Here is a 20,222-nt window from a genome sequence, read left to right on the forward strand (position 1 = left end):
AAGGTGGCAACATGACGATTCAATGGTTTCCTGGCCATATGGCAAAAGCTAGAAGACAAGTTACAGAAAAACTTTCACTAATTGATGTAGTAATTGAATTAGCAGATGCAAGGGTACCTGCTGCTTCTAGAAATCCAATGATCGATGAAATAATTTCAAATAAACCGAGATTACTTTTATTAAATAAAGCAGATTTAGCAGATCCAAGAATTACTCAGCAATGGTTAGCACATTACGAAAAACAAGGCGTAATGGCAATTGCTATTGATGCAGCATCTGGACAAGGGTTAAAAGCGATTATTTCTTCCTGTGAAATACTTGTAAAAGAGAAATTTGATAAAATGAGATCAAAAGGGATTAAACCACGCGCAATTCGAGCATTAATAGTTGGGATCCCGAATGTAGGAAAATCGACTTTAATCAATAAGCTCGCACGAAAAAATATTGCTAAAACTGGTGACCGTCCAGGCGTAACGCAAGCACAGCAGTGGATAAAAGTAGGGAAAGAAATTGAACTGCTTGATACACCGGGTATATTGTGGCCTAAATTTGAAGATCAACTTGTAGGTCTTCGTTTAGCAACTACAGGGGCAATAAAAGATAGTATCATTAACCTACAAGAAGTAATGATTTATGCGATTAAATATTTAAGAGAGTTTTATCCAAATGTATTAAAAGATAGATATGACATGAATGAGGAAGTTTTATTTTCTGAAGAAGTCGTTGATATTTTTGATCATATTGGAAAGAAACGTGGATTACTTATGTCAGGCGGAATGATAGATTATGATAAAACATCTGATTTATTTTTACGTGAGCTAAGAGCAGGGAAATTAGGAAGATTAACTTTCGAAAATCCATCAATGCTTGAAGTAACTGATGAAATATTAGAAGAAAGTGCGCAAGAATAAGCGTACTTTCTTCTTTTTTAATGAAATTTTATGGTCCAAACAAAGATAAAAGGAGTTCTATATTATGTCTCTGAAAATAGATGAAATAAAAAATATACTAAGTGAAATAACTGACCCTACGAACGAACTCTTAAAAGAATTTGAAAGTGATCAAAGAATTGGTGTGCAAAAACTAGTTGCTAAATGGTATAGAGAACAAGAAAAAAGAGATTTAGCTAGGGAGAAATTCCTTAAAATGATGGAATATGAACAGAATCTTTATAGCCAAAATATAAAGTTAATTGCAGGAGTAGATGAAGTTGGTAGAGGTCCATTAGCTGGTCCTGTTGTAGCAGCGGCAGTAATTTTAGCGGAAAATACTGAGCTAATTGGGTTAGATGATTCCAAAAAATTATCTAAAGAAAAACGACAGTATTTCGTAAAGCGGATCAAGGAAGAAGCAATTTCTTATGGAGTTGGTATGGCAAGTTCAACAGAAATTGATGAAATCAATATTTATGAAGCGACTAAATTAGCGATGAGACGTGCGATCGAACAACTTACTCATTCGCCTGAACATTTATTAATTGATGCAATGAAACTACCACTGGATATTTCTCAAACATCAATCATTAAGGGCGATGCAACGAGCATTAGTATAGCAGCTGCTTCTGTACTCGCAAAAGAAACAAGAGATTCTTTAATGTGCGAACTTAGTGTAAAACACCCAAACTATGGATTTGAAAAGCATATGGGATATGGAACAAAGGAACATTTAAAAGCGATCGATGAGCATGGAATAATTAATGAACATAGAAGATCCTTTGCACCAATCAAAGAAAAAGTTTGATTGTAAAAATAATTGGAAGTTAGACTACATCAATTTACTGAAGTAGTCTAAAATAGATTAGATTAACGACATTTAATATTACATAACATTTTAATTTTGTACAAAGTAGATAAATAAATCGAAATGATAAAAACCTAAAATTAAAATGCTCCTAACTGTCGTTAATTTATTTTTTATTGGACAAGGATAAATTATTGGAAAAATAATATTGTAATATGATAAACTACATTGACTATTGTATCTGAAAGGGTTTTCTATATAAAAACATAGAATATTTAATTCTTTTCTACTAAAGTATTTACAGTATATTCTGTAAGAGATACAATAGGGATGTGTTTTAATTTGTCTTGTTCTAAAAGGGGAGGATGGATCATGAATATCCATGAGTATCAAGGGAAAGAAATCCTACGAGGCTATGGCGTAAAAGTACCAAATGGTAAAGTTGCTTTCACAGTTGAAGAAGCAGTAGAAGCAGCTAAAGAATTAGGTACAGCTGTATGCGTAGTAAAAGCTCAAATTCACGCTGGTGGCCGCGGTAAAGCGGGTGGCGTAAAAGTAGCGAAAAATTTAGATGAAGTAAATACATATGCTAGTGAAATTCTAGGTAAAGTATTAGTTACTCATCAAACTGGACCAGAAGGTAAGGAAGTTAAGCGCTTACTTATCGAAGAAGGCTGCGATATTAAAAAAGAGTATTATGTTGGTTTAGTTTTAGACCGCGCTACTTCACAAGTTGTATTAATGGCTTCTGAAGAAGGTGGAACTGAAATTGAAGAAGTAGCTGAAAAAACACCTGAAAAAATCTTTAAAGAGTATATTGATCCAGCAGTAGGTCTACAAGGCTTCCAAGCACGTCGTATTGCGTTCAATATCAACATTCCAAGCAACTTAGTAAACAAAGCTGTTAAGTTCATGATGGGCTTATATACTGCGTTTATCGAAAAAGATTGCTCAATCGCTGAAATTAATCCATTAGTAGTTACAGGTGATGGAGAAGTAATGGCATTAGATGCAAAGTTAAACTTTGACTCAAATGCTTTATATCGTCATGCAGACATTTTAGCTTACCGTGACTTAGAAGAAGAAGATCCAAAAGAAATCGAAGCTTCTAAGTATGACTTAAACTATATTTCTTTATACGGAAATATCGGATGTATGGTTAATGGTGCTGGTCTAGCAATGGCTACAATGGATATCATTAAACACTACGGTGGAGATCCGGCTAACTTCCTTGATGTGGGGGGCGGTGCTACAGCTGAGAAAGTTACTGAAGCGTTTAAAATCATCCTTTCTGACCAAAATGTTAAAGGTATTTTCGTTAATATCTTCGGCGGCATCATGAAGTGTGATGTTATTGCTGAAGGTGTAATCGAAGCAACTAAACAAGTTGGTTTACACTTACCATTAGTAGTTCGTTTAGAAGGAACGAATGTTGAATTAGGTAAGAAGATTCTTAATGAGTCTGGCTTAAACATTGTTGCAGCAGATTCAATGGCTGATGGCGCTGAAAAAATCGTTGCACTTGTAGGCTAAGAGAGGGAGGATAAAAATGAGCGTATTCATTAATAAAGATACTAAAGTCATTGTACAAGGTATTACTGGTTCACAAGGCTTATTCCATACAACTCAAATGTTAGAGTATGGTACTAAAATCGTTGGTGGTGTAACTCCTGGTAAAGGTGGAACTGACATTGCTGGCGTACCTGTATTCAATACAGTTAAAGATGCAGTTGAAGTTACTGGTGCTAATGCATCTGTAATCTACGTGCCACCAGCATTTGCTGCTGATGCAATCATGGAAGCAGTTGATGCAGAATTAGATATCGCGATTTGTATTACAGAAGGTATTCCAGTACTTGATATGGTAAAAGTTAAAAAGTACATGGAAGGCAAAAAGACTAGATTAGTTGGTCCTAACTGTCCTGGTGTTATCACTCCAGATGAGTGTAAAATTGGTATCATGCCTGGTTACATTCACAAAAAAGGTCATGTAGGAATCGTATCACGTTCTGGTACATTAACTTATGAGGCTGTACATCAATTAACTCAAGCTGGTATTGGTCAATCTACAGCTGTAGGTATTGGTGGAGACCCTGTAAATGGAACAAACTTCATCGATGTATTAAAAGCATTCAATGAAGATCCAGAAACTTATGCAGTTATTATGATTGGTGAAATCGGTGGAACTGCAGAAGAAGAAGCTGCTGAGTGGGTACAAGCTAATATGGCGAAACCAGTAGTAGGATTCATTGGCGGTCAAACAGCTCCAGAAGGTAAACGTATGGGACATGCTGGTGCAATCATCGCAGGCGGTAAAGGTACTGCTAAAGAGAAAATGGCTACAATGGAAAGCTGTGGCATTAAAGTTGCACTTACTCCTGCAGTAATGGGCGAAACTTTAATTGGTGCATTAAAAGAGCGTGGCTTATATGAACAATGTAAGACACATGAAGCTTTAGTATAAGAATAATTATAAGTAGCCTCCGATAGGAGGCTACTTTCTTATAAGAAAGGAGAATACATGGAAAAGAAAATTCGACTTATTCATTTGCATCATTTTTTATTTGAAAACTATCAAGCAATCAAGAAGATTCTTCTCTATGATCATCATTTAGAAAACCTCTATCAATATTCACCTTCCACATTTAAAACTACATTTCAAATGACTTCTAAGGCCGCTGATAAATTATATAATCAACTTCATTCAACTTCCATTTTTGATATTTTAAAAGAAAGCTATAAAAAAAATATTAAAATTATTACAATTTATGATGATTTATATCCGGATTTGTTAAGAGAAATATGTGACCCTCCGTTTGTTTTATATTTAAAAGGTAATGAAAATATCCTAAATAAACAATTTATGTTGAGTATAATTGGGGCAAGAAAACCAACCTCATTTGCGAAAATTATTTGTGATTCATTAATAATAGGTCTGATAAGAGAAAATTGTGTTATTGTTAGTGGAATGGCATCTGGATGTGATTCAATTGCACATAATTCAGCTATTTTCCACAACGGAACAACGATTGCAGTTGTTGGATGTGGGTTAGACTATATATATCCGAAGGAAAACTGTAACTTATTTAATGAGCTATCTATAAATCATTTAGTTATTAGCGAATATCCATATTATATTAGACCAGAAAAAAGATATTTTCCTAGAAGAAATAGAATTATTGCTGGTTTATCAAAAGGTTTAATCGTTTTAGAGGCTAAGGAGAAGAGCGGGACAATGATTACTGCAAATTTTGCAATTCAATATAATAGAGAGGTATTTGCAGTGCCAGGTCCGATTATAATGGAAGAATATAAAGGGAATCATCGATTAATTCAGGATGGAGCGAAATTAATTACATGTACAAATGATATTTTAGAGGAATTTTAGGAATATACTAAAAAATAAAAAAATATGTTTATATTACAAAATATTGACAATACTAATGCGACTTGTGTTATTTTATATCTAAATAAAATTTGACTAATGTATAGAATAAACTATACAATTTGAAATTGTATGAAGGAAAATCAAAAATATAAATTGAACTCTTCTTATTATGAATCTATTTGAGAATACATAAGAATAAAAGAAAGAAATAAGGAATACAGAGAGTAAAGAATAGGAAACTCTCGGGAGGCTTAAAAGATGGCAGAAAATTTAGTTATAGTGGAGTCCCCTTCAAAGGCTAAAACAATAGAAAAGTACTTAGGTAAAAAATTCAAAGTAATCGCATCAATGGGACATGTTCGAGATCTACCTAAAAGCCAGATGGGGATTGAAATAGAAAACGATTACAACCCAAAATACATAACAATCCGTGGAAAAGGTCCAGTTTTAAAGGATTTAAGATCTGCTGCGAAAAAAGCAAAAAAAATCTATCTAGCAGCCGATCCAGATCGTGAAGGTGAAGCAATAGCGTGGCATATTGCGAATACACTCAATATCGATACATCATCGGATTGCCGTGTAGTGTTTAATGAAATTACAAAAGACGCTATTAAAGAGTCATTTAAAAAGCCTAGACCAATTAATATGAATTTAGTAGACGCCCAGCAAGCAAGACGTGTACTAGATCGTTTAGTAGGGTATAACATTAGCCCATTATTATGGAAGAAAGTGAAAAAGGGCTTAAGTGCTGGTCGAGTTCAATCTGTCGCTCTTAGACTAATTATCGAACGAGAAAAAGAGATTCAAATCTTCCAACCTGAAGAATATTGGACAATTAAAAGTAAAGCTTTAACAAAGAAAGAAACATTTGATACTTCTTTTTACGGAGTTAATGGTAAAAAGTTGGAATTAAATTCTGAGACTGACGTGAAAAATATTTTATCACAAATCAAAGGTGAACACTTTGAAGTTCAAAGTGTTACTAGAAAAGAACGTAAACGTAATCCAGCAACTGCTTTTACTACATCCTTACTACAGCAGGAAGCAGCTAGAAAATTAAATATGCGTGCAAAGAAAACGATGATGATTGCACAGCAATTATATGAAGGAATTTCGCTTGGTAGTGGAGGACAGGTTGGATTAATCACATATATGAGAACTGATTCAACTAGAATATCCGATGTTGCGGCTGAGGAAGCAACATCTTATATAATTGACACTTATGGTGCAGATTTTGTTGCTACAAATAAAAAAAGTGAAAAAAAATCAGATAAAGTACAAGATGCACACGAAGCAATTAGACCAACGTCTACATTACGTTCGCCTGATACAATCAAAGCACATGTTAGCCGTGATCAATATCGACTTTATAAATTAATATGGGAACGATTTGTTGCTAGTCAGATGGCATCTGCAGTACTAGATACGGTTAAAGTTGACTTAATTAATAATGATGTAATATTTAGAGCAAATGGGTCAGTCGTTAAATTCCCTGGTTTTATGAAGGTGTATATAGAAAGTAATGATGATGGCACAGAAGAGAAAGATCGTATCCTTCCACCATTAGCTGAAGGTGAAAAAGTTAAATTAGAAGATATATTACCTGAACAACATTTTACTCAACCACCTCCGCGATACACGGAAGCTAGATTAGTAAAAACGCTTGAAGAGTTAGGAATAGGTCGACCATCAACATATGTACCAACTTTAGAAACGATTCAAAAACGTGGATATGTTTCATTAGATAATAAACGTTTTGTACCTACTGAACTAGGTCACATAGTATTTGATTTAGTCGTTGAGTTTTTCCCAGAAGTAATTAATATTGAGTTTACGGTTCAAATGGAAGGTGACCTTGATAAAATTGAAGACGGCAATGTGAATTGGATTCAAATCATCGATCAATTTTATAGAGGTTTTGAGAAACACTTAGAAATAGCTGAGAAAGAAATGCAAAAAGTTGAAATTAGAGATGAACCTGCTGGTGAAGACTGTGAAGTATGTGGAAGCCCGATGGTATTTAAAATGGGCAGATACGGTAAGTTCATGGCATGCTCAAACTTTCCAGATTGTAGAAATACAAAAGCAATTGTAAAAGATATTGGTGTCAAATGTCCTACATGTAAAGATGGGAATATAATTGAGCGTAAATCGAAAAAGAATCGAATATTCTATGGATGTACGAATTATCCAGAATGTGAATTCTTATCATGGGATAAGCCAATTGCAAGACCATGTCCGAAATGTGAAAACTTATTAGTTGAAAAGAAAATGAAAAAAGGTATTCAAGTTCAATGTGTATCATGTGACTACAAAGAGGACCAACAAGTGTGAGTAATTAATTTACTTACTTACCTTAAGACTTTTTAGCAAATCAGTCTGAAATTCATATTTCCTAAAGAATTTGTCTAAATAAAAGTGTGAGCAATTTATTTGCTCACTTTTACTTTTCATATCAACTTTTAATTAAGAAATCATTAAGTAAAAAATTATAAAATATGATTACGTAATTTTGATTGAATCAGCGTAGAAGGAGTTAACAATGAAAGAACAATTTATTAATGTAATTGGAGCAGGATTAGCAGGAAGCGAGGCTGCTTATCAAATCGCAAAAAGAGGAATTAAAGTACATTTATACGAGATGAGACCTGTTAAACAAACTCCTGCTCATCATACTGATAAGTTTGCTGAGTTAGTTTGTAGTAATTCACTAAGAGCGAATACACTAACGAACGCTGTAGGGGTATTAAAAGAGGAAATGAGACGATTAGATTCAGTTATTATTCGATCTGCTGATGAGTGTGCTGTACCAGCAGGTGGTGCGTTAGCTGTAGACCGACATGAGTTTGCTAGCCGTGTAACTGAATATGTAAAAAATCATCCAAATGTAACTGTGCATAACGAAGAAATGACTAAAATTCCTGAAGGACCAACAGTTATCGCAACAGGACCTTTAACATCACCTGAATTATCACAGCAATTAAAAGAATTAACGGGTGAAGATTATTTCTATTTTTATGATGCAGCGGCTCCAATAGTTGAAAAAGAAAGTATTGATTTAAATAAAGTATATTTAAAATCAAGATATGATAAAGGTGAAGCAGCTTACTTAAATTGCCCAATGACAGAAGAGGAATTTGATCGTTTTTATGAAGCATTAACTACTGCAGAAACAGTTCCTTTAAAAGAATTTGAAAAAGAGATTTTCTTTGAAGGTTGTATGCCAGTTGAAGTAATGGCTAAACGTGGAAAGCAAACATTATTATTTGGACCAATGAAACCAGTAGGCTTAGAGGATCCAAAGACTGGTAAAACGCCGTATGCAGTTGTTCAACTACGCCAGGATGACAGTGCTGGAACTTTATATAATATAGTAGGATTCCAAACGCATTTAAAATGGGGGCCTCAAAAAGAAGTTTTACAATTAATACCTGGCCTTGAGAATGCTGAGATCGTACGATATGGTGTAATGCATCGAAATACGTTTATAAATTCACCGAATCTATTAGAAGCAACATATCGTTTTAAAGGACGTGAAGATTTATTCTTTGCAGGTCAAATGACTGGAGTGGAAGGTTATGTAGAATCTGCAGCATCTGGTTTAGTAGCGGGAATAAATGCAGCTAGATACGTAATGGAAAAAGAGTTAGTCGTATTCCCAGCAGAAACTGCAATTGGAAGTATGGCTAATTATATAACGACAACAAGTGCAAAACACTTCCAACCAATGAATGCTAATTTCGGTCTATTCCCTAGGCTTGATGTCAAAATTAAAAGAAAACAAGAACGATATGAAGCTTATGCAAACCGTGCATTAGAATCAATTATGAATTTTGTAGAATGTTAAGAAAATAAATTGCAAATAGCTACTTAATATGTTAGTATGTAGTGGCTTGTGAGGAGAAATTACCTTGAATATTAAAATATTGTGTCAATTATTCATTCAGTATTTACAATTAGAGAAAAACTCTTCACAATACACATTAAATAGTTATAAAAAAATTGTTGAACAATTTCTAGTTTTTATGGAGCAACAATCCATTATTTCATTTTCTTCAGTTACTTATTCTGATGTTCGTCTCTATTTAACAACTTTGCATGACAAACAGCTATCAAGACGTACAGTCTCAAAGCATATTTCTTGTTTAAGAAGTTTCTATCGTTTTCTTATGAGAGAAAATGAAGCAAAAGAGAATCCTTTTGTATTAGCGTCACTTCCTAAAAAAGAAACTATGATACCAAGATTTTTGTACAAGGAAGAACTTGAAAAACTATTTAAGATTAGCGATCTAGATACGGAACTTGGACAAAGAAATCAAGCTCTTTTAGAATTGCTATATGCTACCGGAATCCGAGTAAGCGAATGCTGTAATTTGAAATTAAAAGACATAGATTTTCAAATTGGGACTATTTTAGTAACGGGCAAAGGGAATAAACAGCGGTATATTCCCTTTGGCAGTTATGCAGAAAAAGCTCTTCATACATATATAGAAGATGGCCGAAATAGACTGATAGTAGCTAACAAGCAAATGAATGACGATCTTTTTTTGAATCACCGTGGTACAAAACTAACGGCAAGAGGTGTCCGTGGTATATTAGAAAAAATGATCAAAGATACTTCGTTGACTAATAAAATCTATCCACATATGTTAAGGCATACCTTTGCTACGCATATGCTTGATAACGGTGCTGACATTCGTAGTGTTCAAGAATTACTTGGGCATGAGAATTTATCATCTACTCAAATCTATACACATGTAACGAAGGAAAGATTACAAAAGGTATACAATTTACATCATCCTAGAGCATAAATTCGCTCAATTTTAGAAATTAATCGACATTTCTAAGGAGGATTCACATGTCCAATTTTCATGCTACAACGATTTTCGCAATCAGACACGATGGTAAAAGTGCCATGGCTGGTGATGGCCAAGTAACTTTTGGAAATGCAGTAGTAATGAAGCATACTGCAAGAAAAGTTAGAAAGCTTTTTAATGGAAAAGTTTTAGCTGGTTTTGCAGGATCTGTTGCAGATGCATTTACTTTATTCGAACTTTTTGAGGGCAAGTTAGTTGAATATAATGGTAATATTCAACGAGCTGCTGTTGAATTAGCAAAAAAATGGAGAACAGATCGAGTATTACATAAACTTGAAGCATTGCTAATCGTAATGGATCATAATTCATTATTATTAATTTCTGGTACTGGTGAAGTAATTGAGCCTGACGATGGAATTCTTGCAATCGGTTCTGGAGGGAATTACGCCCTTGCAGCAGGCCGTGCGCTAAAGGAAAACGCAGGGGAAAATCTCTCAGCAAAACAAATTGCCTATGCTAGTTTAAAAACTGCAAGTGATATTTGTGTGTATACGAACGGAAATATAATTTTAGAAGAATTAGAATAGGAGAGTGTATTATGAGTACTTCTTTCACGCCTCGTCAAATTGTTGAAAAACTTGATCAATATATTGTTGGACAGCAACAAGCGAAAAAAGCAGTAGCAATTGCACTCAGAAATCGATATCGTAGAAGTTTACTTGAAGAGTCATTCCGTGATGAAATTTCACCAAAAAATATTTTAATGATTGGTCCAACAGGTGTTGGTAAAACTGAAATTGCTAGAAGGATGGCAAAACTAGTTGGTGCACCATTCATTAAAGTTGAAGCTACTAAATTTACAGAAGTTGGTTACGTTGGTAGAGATGTAGAATCAATGGTTCGTGATCTAGTCCAAACTTCTATTCGAATTGTAAAAGAAGAGCGTATGAATAAGGTGAAAGATCAAGCTGAAAAAAATGCGAATCAAAGATTAGTTAAACTTTTAGCACCAAGTATGAAAAAACAAGCTTCATTCAAAAACCCACTTGAGATGCTTTTTAATCAAGATTCACAAAACTCGAATGCTGAGCAAGAAGAGAATGATACAGAATTAACATCTAAAAGAAGAAATATAGAATTTCAACTATTATCTGGAAAACTAGAAGATGAACTTGTATCTATTGAAGTAGAGCAACAACAAGCTCCGATGCTAGATTTTATGCAAGGAACTGGAATGGAACAAATGGGAATGAACTTCCAAGAGTCATTAGGTAGTCTATTTCCAAAGAAAACTAAAAAAAGAAAGCTTCCTGTTAAAGAAGCTCGTAAGATTTTAACGAATGAAGAAGCTCAGAAATTAATCGATATGGATGAAGTAACACAAGAAGCAGTTTATAGAGCTGAACAACTAGGGATTATTTTCATTGATGAAATTGATAAGATTGCAAGTAAGCAAAACTCTACTCAAGATGTTTCGAGAGAGGGCGTACAAAGAGATATCTTACCAATCGTTGAAGGAAGTACGGTTGTGACAAAATATGGACCGGTTAAAACGGATCATGTTCTATTTATTGCAGCAGGTGCATTCCATATTTCCAAACCATCAGATTTAATACCTGAATTACAAGGTCGCTTCCCAATTCGTGTAGAATTAGGGAAATTATCTGTTGAAGATTTTGTTGGTATTTTAGTTGAGCCTGATTTTTCAATTATTAAACAATATAAAGCTTTATTGTCTACAGAAGGTATACAAATCGAATTTTCTGACGATGCTATACGTAGAATAGCAGAAATAGCATTTGAAGTTAATCAGACAACAGACAATATAGGCGCAAGAAGATTGCATACTATTATGGAAAAGCTTCTTGAAGACCTATCGTTTGAAGCTTCTGAAATTCAAATGGGAACAATTATGATTACACCTCAATATGTAAATGAAAAGCTCGCAAATATTGCAAAAGATAAAGATATCAGTCAATTCATTTTATAATTTAGTTAAAGAACATGTTGAATTCAGCCATGAGTTTGCTAAGAAGTTCAAAGGAAACGTACAATTAAATAGGAGGCATTTAGAAAGATGCAATTATTAGAAAAAACAAGAAAGATTAATAAGTTATTACAACAATCTGCAGGTAAGCCAGTAAACTTTAAAGAAATGGCAGATACATTAGAAGAGGTTATTGAATCAAATGTATTTATTTTAAGTCGTAAAGGGAAATTATTAGGTTACGGTCTTCACCAAAAAATCGAAAATGAGCGTATGCAAAAAATGTTCAGCGATCGCCAATTCCCTGAAGAATATACACAAAACCTATTTAATATTAATGAAACATCATCAAATATCGATATCAACAGTGAGCACACTGCATTCCCAGTTGAAAATAAAGATTTATTTTCTGGCGGTTTAACTACTATTGTACCAATTATCGGTGGTGGTGAGCGTTTAGGTACTCTTGTTCTTGCTCGAATTAATCATGATTTTGAAAATGATGATTTAATCTTAGCAGAATATGGCGCTACAGTAGTAGGTATGGAAATTCTACGTGAAAAAGCAGAAGAAATTGAAGAAGAAGCTAGAAGTAAAGCAGTTGTACAAATGGCTATTTCATCTCTTTCTTATAGCGAATTAGAAGCAATCGAACATATTTTTGAAGAATTAAATGGCTACGAAGGTTTATTAGTAGCAAGTAAAATTGCTGACCGAGTAGGTATTACAAGATCTGTAATCGTAAATGCACTACGTAAATTAGAAAGTGCTGGTGTTATCGAGTCAAGATCACTAGGAATGAAAGGTACTTATATTAAAGTACTAAATGACAAATTCTTATTAGAGTTAGAGAAATTAAAATCTAACTAATTAATAATGTCACTTCTTAAAAGATAATATTAAGTTTAAACCTTTTCTCAATTAATAATTGGGAAAAGGTTTTTTTGCTTTATTATTGTTAGAATATTGCATATTTTATATTGGAATAAAAAGATTAAATAAATAGAGACTATTTCCTTTTTTGTATAAATGAACTATGTAGACGAATTGGAAATTATGGTATGATTAAAAAATATTTACTTGATTATAGTGATAAAATATAAAAAGTATTTTTGAGAGGGAATTAGATAATAAAATTGTAAGGGGATTTTTTCCTTTTATACTGTTGGCTGCTTTCAAATATATTGTTGTTTTTTAGTAGATGTCAGTTATTTCCACTTCAGATACATACTCTCCTTAATACGAAGATAAAGAAGTACAATATCAAACAAGTATGAAAAGTTTCTAGAACTAGCCTACTTTCATTAGTATTAACCCTATTTTAAACTACCTCGTTAGCTTTAATAATTTTTGGTTATAAACAGTTAATTACTAAACAACAATTATTACAAAAGAGGCTTCCTTTTTAATAGTATAAAATAAAAAAATTGTACTCTTTAATTTGTTCTTTATTAAGTATAACTAAAATTAGGTCATCCTAAAGTTTAATCTATTATATTAAAAATAAAATTTTGGAATATAAGTACAATTATTTTAAAAAAATGAAAAAATAATATTTTTTATTGTACTAGATAAAATTTCACATTATTTTAAAGAATAAGTGGATACATTATAGAATTTTAATAATATAATTTTTAAAAGGATCAAAAAGTGAACAACTGAGTTTTTATCGAAACTTACATTGAAAAAGCATGTATGCGAAATGATTGATTCGTACCGAATATTGAATAAAATTAATAGATTCATATTTATTACTATTTAGCCGTTTAATAATAGGCAAATTGAAAGGCTAAATAGTAATAAAAGAAGAATTTGATGAATTAAATCTAGATTTTTTTTAATCTCCTTTTGATGCATTCACTAGACTCCTTGGGAAATGGACATAGTACATATTTAATCGGAAACTGCATATTCAATAGTACGAATAAAACTTGAGTAAAGCTTTAATTCCCTTTATTTAAATGTTGCCTAAAAATTTAATTTCGCCAAAAATCACTAATTTAAGAACAAATTGTCAATCAAGTATTAAACATAATATGGTAATTCGCTGAGGTGAAAAACGTGTTGCAAGTTCAAAAAAATGTTTCACAAAGTTATTGGAAAAAGTGGATTGAAGATCGTGATTTAGATGCCGGAGATACGTTAATGCAGATATATATGCCACTAGTTCACTTTCAAGTAAATCGTATAGCTCATAGATTACCTTCAAGTGTCAGCATCAGCAGGGATGATTTACACAGTTTAGCGTTAATGGGTTTATATGACGCACTAGAGAAATTTGACCCGAAAAGAGATTTGAAATTTGAAACATATGCTTCAATAAGAATAAGTGGTAATATACTGGATGGTCTTCGTAAAGAAGACTGGTTACCTAGAACAATTAGAGATAAAGCAAAAAAAATTGAAAATGCAATTGAAAAGTTAGAACCGACTCTTGAACGAAAAGCTACACCTGAAGAAATAGCGCTGTACACTGGTTATTCTTCGATGGAAGTTATTAATGTCATGAATGATGTGTTTTTCTCTAATATGTTGTCTGTAGATGAACAAATCAAAGATGCTGGAGATGGACAAGTTAATTTTATTGAAACAATAAAGGATCATGAAACATTAACACCAGAAGAAATGCTACTGAAAGATGAACAAAATAAGCTACTTGCTAAGAGGATTGAAACTGAATTAAATGAGAAAGAACAGCTAGTAATAAGTTTGTATTATTATGAAGAATTAACATTTACTGAAATTGGAACAATTATTAATTTATCGACTTCTAGGGTGTCTCAGATCCATGCTAAATCTATTTTTAAATTAAGAGATCTTTTAAGTAAAAAAAATATATAGGAGCTTTGTAAACTCCACAATGAATTCATTTAGAATTTTAAATGGCACTATAATGATTTTTAAGATTATTTATATTTGAGTAATGCAAATCAGCCTCATATTATTTACTTTATTGACAATTCTATTTTAACGATTTAATAAAATATGAAGAAGAATACGATTAAGTTGAATAAATTAACAAAAATTCCCAATACTGATAAAGATTCTGTTGTTGGGACAGGTGAATTCTCATTTCTAAATCACTTGATTTATTCCATTCATGTGTTAATCAAAAGTATGGAAAAATAGCCCAAATTTAAATAATAGCAGTTCGATGATTTAAAAAAGACTTTCTATGGATGAAAATGCAAGAAGGATTTAGATAGAGAAAAGAAAAAGCAAACATTGTTGAAACTTCGACAATAATTTCTCGTTTTCTCTTGATAATTAATAATGTATATGCTATAGTAGTCCATGGTGTTAATACACACGCTTGCCGATTTTCTTATTGGTGCTACCCAGTTTGGGAGTGATAGGAGAAGAAGACGTGAGCGGAGGAAAAAGAACCATTAGGAGGAAATAAAATGTCAGTAATTTCTATGAAACAATTATTAGAAGCTGGTGTTCACTTCGGTCACCAAACACGCCGTTGGAACCCAAAAATGAAACGTTACATCTTCACTGAGCGTAACGGTATCTACATCATCGACCTACAAAAAACAGTTAAAAAGGTTGAAGAGTGTTACAACGTAATGAAAGGTATCGCTGCTGAAGGTGGAAACATCCTTTTCGTTGGTACTAAAAAACAAGCTCAAGAAGCTATTAAAGATGAAGCAATCCGTTCTGGTATGTACTTCATTAACCAACGTTGGTTAGGTGGAACGTTAACAAACTTCCAAACAATCCAAAAACGTGTTAAACGTTTAAAAGATATCGAAAGAATGCAAGAAGATGGCACTTTTGAAGTGTTACCTAAGAAAGAAGTTATTCAACTTAAAAAAGAATTAGAACGTCTTGAAAAATTCTTAGGCGGAATCAAAGACATGAAGCAACTTCCTGATGCATTATTCGTAGTTGATCCTCGTAAAGAGCGTATCGCTGTTGCTGAAGCACGTAAGTTAAACATTCCTATCATCGGTATTGTTGACACTAACTGTGATCCAGATGAAATCGATCACGTTATCCCAGCAAACGACGATGCTATTAGAGCTGTAAAACTTCTTACATCAAAAATGGCAGATGCGATTCTTGAAGCGAAACAAGGCGAAGAAACAACTGCTTAATGAGAAATTGAAAGGTGATAAGAGGTTTTAGCCTTTTATCACCTTTTTTTAAGGTTAAAATAATCAGAAATTGTTTACCTTATAAAACGATTGAATAAAATAAGCTTACATATAGGAGATGAAATATTATGGCAATTACTGCACAAATGGTAAAAGAATTACGTGAAAAAACTGGCGCTGGTATGATGGATTGCAAAAAAGCATTAACTGAAACTGAAGGTAACATGGACAAAGCAATCGACTACCTTCGTGAAAAAGGGATCGCAAAAGCTGCTAAAAAAGGTGACCGTATCGCTGCTGAAGGTTTAACTTTCGTTGAAGTTTCTGGAAACGATGCAGTATTAATCGAAGTAAACTCTGAAACTGATTTCGTTGCGAAAAACGAAGGTTTCAAAGAATTAGGTTCTGTTCTTGCTAAACATATCGTTGCTAACAAACCTGCAACTGTTGAAGAAGCTTTAGCACAAACAATGGCAACTGGTGAAACTGTTGAAACATACATCAACCATGCTATTGCTAAAATCGGAGAAAAAATCTCTTTACGTCGTTTTGAATTAGTTTCTAAAACTGATGCTGATGCATTTGGTGCTTACTTACACAGTGGCGGTCGTATCGGTGTTCTTTCAGTAGTAGAAGGAACAACTAAAGAAGATGTTGCTAAAGACGTATCTATGCACATCGCTGCAATCAACCCTAAATATATCTCTCGTGATGCTGTTTCTCAAGAAGAAGTTGAGCATGAGCGTGGAATTTTAACTCAACAAGCATTAAACGAAGGTAAACCTGAAAACATCGTTGCGAAAATGGTAGAAGGACGTATTGGTAAATACTTCGAAGAAATCTGCTTATTAGATCAATCTTTCGTTAAAAACCCAGACGTTAAAGTAGGTCAATTCGTTAAAGCTGCTAACGGAACTGTTAAATCTTTCGTTCGTTATGAAGTTGGAGAAGGCTTAGAAAAACGTGAAGATAACTTTGCTGAAGAAGTAATGAATCAAGTAAAAGGTAACTAATTTAGTTACTTTGAATGAAAATAGGGGACACTATGTGTTCCCTATTTTTTAAAGAAACGTAAATACATAGATGTACGTAAATGGAGGGTATTATGAGTAAAGCAAAGTATAATCGCGTAGTATTAAAACTTAGTGGTGAGGCACTAGCTGGCGGGCAAGGATTTGGAATTAATCCATCTGTTATTAAATCAATTGCTGAACAAGTTAAAGAAATTGCAGAACTAGATGTTGAAGTTGCAGTAGTAGTAGGTGCTGGTAACATTTGGCGTGGTAAAACAGGTAGCGAAATGGGTATGGACCGAGCTACAGCTGACTACATGGGCATGTTAGGTACTGTAATGAACTCTTTAGCACTTCAAGATAGTCTTGAAACACTTGGTGTACAATCTCGTGTACAATCATCAATTGAAATGCGTCAAGTTGCAGAACCATATATCCGTCGTAAAGCAATTCGTCATTTAGAGAAAAAACGTGTTGTAATTTTTGCTGCTGGTACAGGAAATCCTTATTTCTCAACTGATACTACTGCTGCATTACGTGCTGCTGAAATTGAAGCAGATGTTATTTTAATGGCAAAAAATAATGTAGACGGAGTATATTCAGCTGACCCATCAATCGATAAAACTGCTGTAAAATACGAAACTCTTACATATCTAGACGTATTAAAAGAAGGTTTAGGTGTAATGGATTCAACTGCATCTTCTTTATGTATGGACAATGATATTCCATTAATTGTATTCTCAATTATGGAAGAAGGTAATATTAAACGTGCCGTACTTGGCGAAAATATTGGAACAATAGTAAAGGGGAAATAAAGATGTCTAATCAAATCATTTCTTTAGCAAAAGAAAAAATGACAAAAGCTGTTTCTGCTTTCTCTAGAGAATTAGCAACAGTACGTGCTGGTCGTGCAAACCCAGCTATTTTAGATAAAGTTTTAGTTGAATATTATGGTGCTCCAACACCACTCAACCAAATGGCAAATATTTCAGTACCAGAAGCAAGATTATTATTAATTACTCCTTACGATAAAACAGTCATTAATGATATGGATAAAGCGATTCAAAAAGCTGACTTAGGATTAAACCCTTCAAATGATGGAACTGTAATCAGAATTAGTTTCCCACCATTAACAGAAGAGCGACGTCGCGATTTAGTAAAAGTAGTTAAAAAATCTGCTGAAGATGCTAAAGTTGCAGTACGTAACATCCGCCGTGATGCAAATGATGATCTGAAAAAAGCAGAAAAAAATGGTGAAATTACTGAAGATGAATTACGTGGTCTTGTAGAAGACATTCAAAAACAAACAGATTCACATATCGAAAAAATCGATGGAATCACAAAAGAAAAAGAAAAAGAGATAATGGAAGTTTAATACTGCATTGCAAGGTATATCTTATTAGCGCTTAGAAAAATAATGAATTTTTCACATTATGCTATTACATAATTTCATTATTGCATTATAATTAAATAAACTAAGCGCTTTGAGTAAAAAGACCCTCTGTTTAAGGGGGTTTTTTTACTCAATGCTTTAATTAGATATACTTAGACGGAGGATTAAAGATGTTTAAATTAATTTCTTTTTTTAAAAGAAATAAAGAAGAGAAAAATGTACCTCCAAGTTCGCAATTAAATGGGGTCGATGGAGTAATTCCTGAGCATGTTGCAATAATAATGGATGGTAATGGTAGATGGGCACAAAAGAGGAATCTTCCAAGGGTTAAGGGACACTATGAGGGAATGAAAGTAGTTCGAAAAATTGCAAGAACTGCTAGTAAATTAGGTGTAAAGACGTTAACTTTATATGCTTTTTCAACTGAGAATTGGAAAAGACCTAAAACTGAAGTAGAATTCTTAATGAAGTTACCTCAAGAATTTCTAGGAACATTTTTACCTGAATTAATCGAAGAAAATGTGCAGGTAAGATTAACTGGAAATAAAGAGCAATTACCAAGCTATACTACAGAAGCAGTATTAAGAGCAGTAGAGGAAACTAAAAATAATACGGGTATGGTATTAAATTTTGCCCTAAATTATGGATCTAGAGACGAAATTATTTCTGCAGTTAAAAAGATTTCTTCAGATGTATTGGATAATAAAGTAAATAAAGAAGAAATTAATGAAGAATTGTTCAATCGTTATTTAATGACTAGTGATTTTAAAGATCCAGATTTGTTAATTAGAACAAGTGGTGAATTAAGGATTAGTAATTTTATGCTTTGGCAAATTGCTTATTCTGAACTATATTTTACAGATGTATTATGGCCCGATTTTACCGAAGAGTGTTTAATTGATGCGGTTAAAGAATATCAAAATCGAGCTAGAAGATATGGTGGTATTTAAGAAAGCGGTGAACGAACTTGAAACAGCGTATTATAACAGGAGTTATAGCTGGAGCATTATTTTTAGGATTAGTAATATTTGGTAAATGGCCGTTTGGATTACTTGTATTTGCACTTGGGACAATCGGTTATTTTGAATTGATTAGAATGAAAAAGTTTAATTTATTCAGTGCACAAACTGTACTTGGATTAATCTTAACATGGGTAGCAATTACACCAAATGATTTATCAAATAAGATTTTTCCTGTGGAAATCGGTAAAACAGAAATTTCAATTGTACTAATCCTACTACTTTTATCATATACGGTAATTACAAAGAATACATTTACTTTTGAAGATGCTTCTTTTGTAGTACTAAGTAGTTTATATGTAGGATTAGGATTTCATTATATGTACGAGATGAGAAATATGGGGATTGCATTCTTTTTCTTCCCATTATTCGTAATTTGGGCAACTGATTCGGGTGCATATTTTATAGGGAAAGCGACAGGTAAAACTAAACTTTGGCCTGATATTAGTCCCAATAAAACGATTGAAGGTTCGATAGGTGGAATTATTTGTGCTGTAGTAGTTGCAGTAATTTTATCGATTATGTTAACTTTAAATCATTCAATACTATATTTAGTACTAGTAGCTGTTCTTGTTTCGATTTTTGGTCAATTAGGTGATCTCGTACAATCTGCATATAAAAGATACTACGGTGTGAAAGACTCAGGAAATTTATTACCTGGTCATGGTGGGATTTTAGACAGATTTGATAGTATCATTTTCACATTGCCAATCGTCTATTTACTATTTACGTTATAGTATTAGTTTTTGCATTTAAGGAGAC

18 protein-coding genes are annotated in these 20,222 nt (G+C 33.0%); all 18 read left to right on the forward strand.

Going from position 1 to position 20,222, the window contains the following annotated elements:
• The first annotated feature begins 11 nt into the window (after window positions 1-11).
• The 18 genes from ylqF (at window position 12) to BM319_RS08215 (ending at window position 20,197) form a co-directional block, all read left to right on the forward strand.
• The gene (gene ylqF / locus BM319_RS08130; RefSeq protein ID WP_025569028.1) at window positions 12-911 is read left to right on the forward strand and encodes a ribosome biogenesis GTPase YlqF; all 900 of its coding nucleotides are present in this window, start codon (window positions 12-14) and stop codon (window positions 909-911) included.
• A gap of 61 nt (window positions 912-972) precedes the next feature.
• Window positions 973-1,740, forward strand: a complete 768-nt coding sequence (gene rnhB / locus BM319_RS08135; RefSeq protein WP_025569029.1) for a ribonuclease HII — start codon at window positions 973-975, stop codon at window positions 1,738-1,740.
• A gap of 372 nt (window positions 1,741-2,112) precedes the next feature.
• Window positions 2,113-3,273 (forward strand): ADP-forming succinate--CoA ligase subunit beta, encoded by a 1,161-nt coding sequence (gene sucC, locus BM319_RS08140; protein ID WP_069034519.1) that lies wholly within the window; start codon window positions 2,113-2,115, stop codon window positions 3,271-3,273.
• Window positions 3,274-3,289: 16 nt separating this feature from the next.
• Window positions 3,290-4,204: a succinate--CoA ligase subunit alpha gene (gene sucD / locus BM319_RS08145; RefSeq protein WP_069034518.1), complete on the forward strand. Its 915-nt coding sequence runs from the start codon at window positions 3,290-3,292 to the stop codon at window positions 4,202-4,204.
• Window positions 4,205-4,261: 57 nt separating this feature from the next.
• Entirely contained in the window at window positions 4,262-5,128 is an 867-nt protein-coding gene (gene dprA / locus BM319_RS08150; RefSeq protein WP_091022151.1) for a DNA-processing protein DprA, read from the forward strand.
• 258 nt (window positions 5,129-5,386) lie between these two features.
• Window positions 5,387-7,462, forward strand: coding sequence for a type I DNA topoisomerase (gene topA, locus BM319_RS08155; RefSeq protein WP_091022153.1), 2,076 nt, complete (start codon window positions 5,387-5,389; stop codon window positions 7,460-7,462).
• Window positions 7,463-7,670: 208 nt separating this feature from the next.
• The gene (gene trmFO, locus BM319_RS08160; RefSeq protein ID WP_069034516.1) at window positions 7,671-8,975 is read left to right on the forward strand and encodes an FADH(2)-oxidizing methylenetetrahydrofolate--tRNA-(uracil(54)-C(5))-methyltransferase TrmFO; all 1,305 of its coding nucleotides are present in this window, start codon (window positions 7,671-7,673) and stop codon (window positions 8,973-8,975) included.
• A gap of 64 nt (window positions 8,976-9,039) precedes the next feature.
• Window positions 9,040-9,939 carry a tyrosine recombinase XerC gene (gene xerC / locus BM319_RS08165; protein ID WP_069034515.1) on the forward strand — a complete coding sequence of 300 codons (900 nt, stop codon included), beginning with the start codon at window positions 9,040-9,042 and terminating at the stop codon, window positions 9,937-9,939.
• Between the two features lie 47 nt (window positions 9,940-9,986).
• Entirely contained in the window at window positions 9,987-10,532 is a 546-nt protein-coding gene (gene hslV, locus BM319_RS08170; RefSeq protein ID WP_056470870.1) for an ATP-dependent protease subunit HslV, read from the forward strand.
• Between the two features lie 11 nt (window positions 10,533-10,543).
• On the forward strand, window positions 10,544-11,935 hold the full coding sequence (gene hslU / locus BM319_RS08175) for an ATP-dependent protease ATPase subunit HslU (RefSeq protein WP_069034514.1): 1,392 nt from the start codon (window positions 10,544-10,546) through the stop codon (window positions 11,933-11,935).
• A gap of 87 nt (window positions 11,936-12,022) precedes the next feature.
• On the forward strand, window positions 12,023-12,802 hold the full coding sequence (gene codY / locus BM319_RS08180) for a GTP-sensing pleiotropic transcriptional regulator CodY (protein WP_056470865.1): 780 nt from the start codon (window positions 12,023-12,025) through the stop codon (window positions 12,800-12,802).
• Window positions 12,803-13,996: 1,194 nt separating this feature from the next.
• Complete coding sequence (locus BM319_RS08185) at window positions 13,997-14,773, forward strand: FliA/WhiG family RNA polymerase sigma factor (RefSeq protein ID WP_254664608.1); 777 nt, start codon at window positions 13,997-13,999, stop codon at window positions 14,771-14,773.
• Between the two features lie 563 nt (window positions 14,774-15,336).
• Entirely contained in the window at window positions 15,337-16,035 is a 699-nt protein-coding gene (gene rpsB, locus BM319_RS08190) for a 30S ribosomal protein S2 (protein ID WP_056470859.1), read from the forward strand.
• 128 nt (window positions 16,036-16,163) lie between these two features.
• Window positions 16,164-17,048, forward strand: coding sequence for a translation elongation factor Ts (gene tsf / locus BM319_RS08195; RefSeq protein ID WP_069034512.1), 885 nt, complete (start codon window positions 16,164-16,166; stop codon window positions 17,046-17,048).
• 92 nt (window positions 17,049-17,140) lie between these two features.
• Window positions 17,141-17,863, forward strand: a complete 723-nt coding sequence (gene pyrH / locus BM319_RS08200; RefSeq protein WP_069034511.1) for a UMP kinase — start codon at window positions 17,141-17,143, stop codon at window positions 17,861-17,863.
• Between the two features lie 2 nt (window positions 17,864-17,865).
• Complete coding sequence (gene frr, locus BM319_RS08205) at window positions 17,866-18,423, forward strand: ribosome recycling factor (RefSeq protein WP_069034510.1); 558 nt, start codon at window positions 17,866-17,868, stop codon at window positions 18,421-18,423.
• Between the two features lie 188 nt (window positions 18,424-18,611).
• Entirely contained in the window at window positions 18,612-19,391 is a 780-nt protein-coding gene (gene uppS, locus BM319_RS08210; protein ID WP_069034509.1) for an undecaprenyl pyrophosphate synthase, read from the forward strand.
• 17 nt (window positions 19,392-19,408) lie between these two features.
• Window positions 19,409-20,197, forward strand: coding sequence for a phosphatidate cytidylyltransferase (locus BM319_RS08215; protein ID WP_069034508.1), 789 nt, complete (start codon window positions 19,409-19,411; stop codon window positions 20,195-20,197).
• Window positions 20,198-20,222: the final 25 nt, after the last annotated feature.

It is taken from the genome of Bacillus sp. UNCCL81, assembly GCF_900112535.1.
GTDB lineage: Bacteria > Bacillota > Bacilli > Bacillales > Bacillaceae_G > Gottfriedia > Gottfriedia luciferensis_B.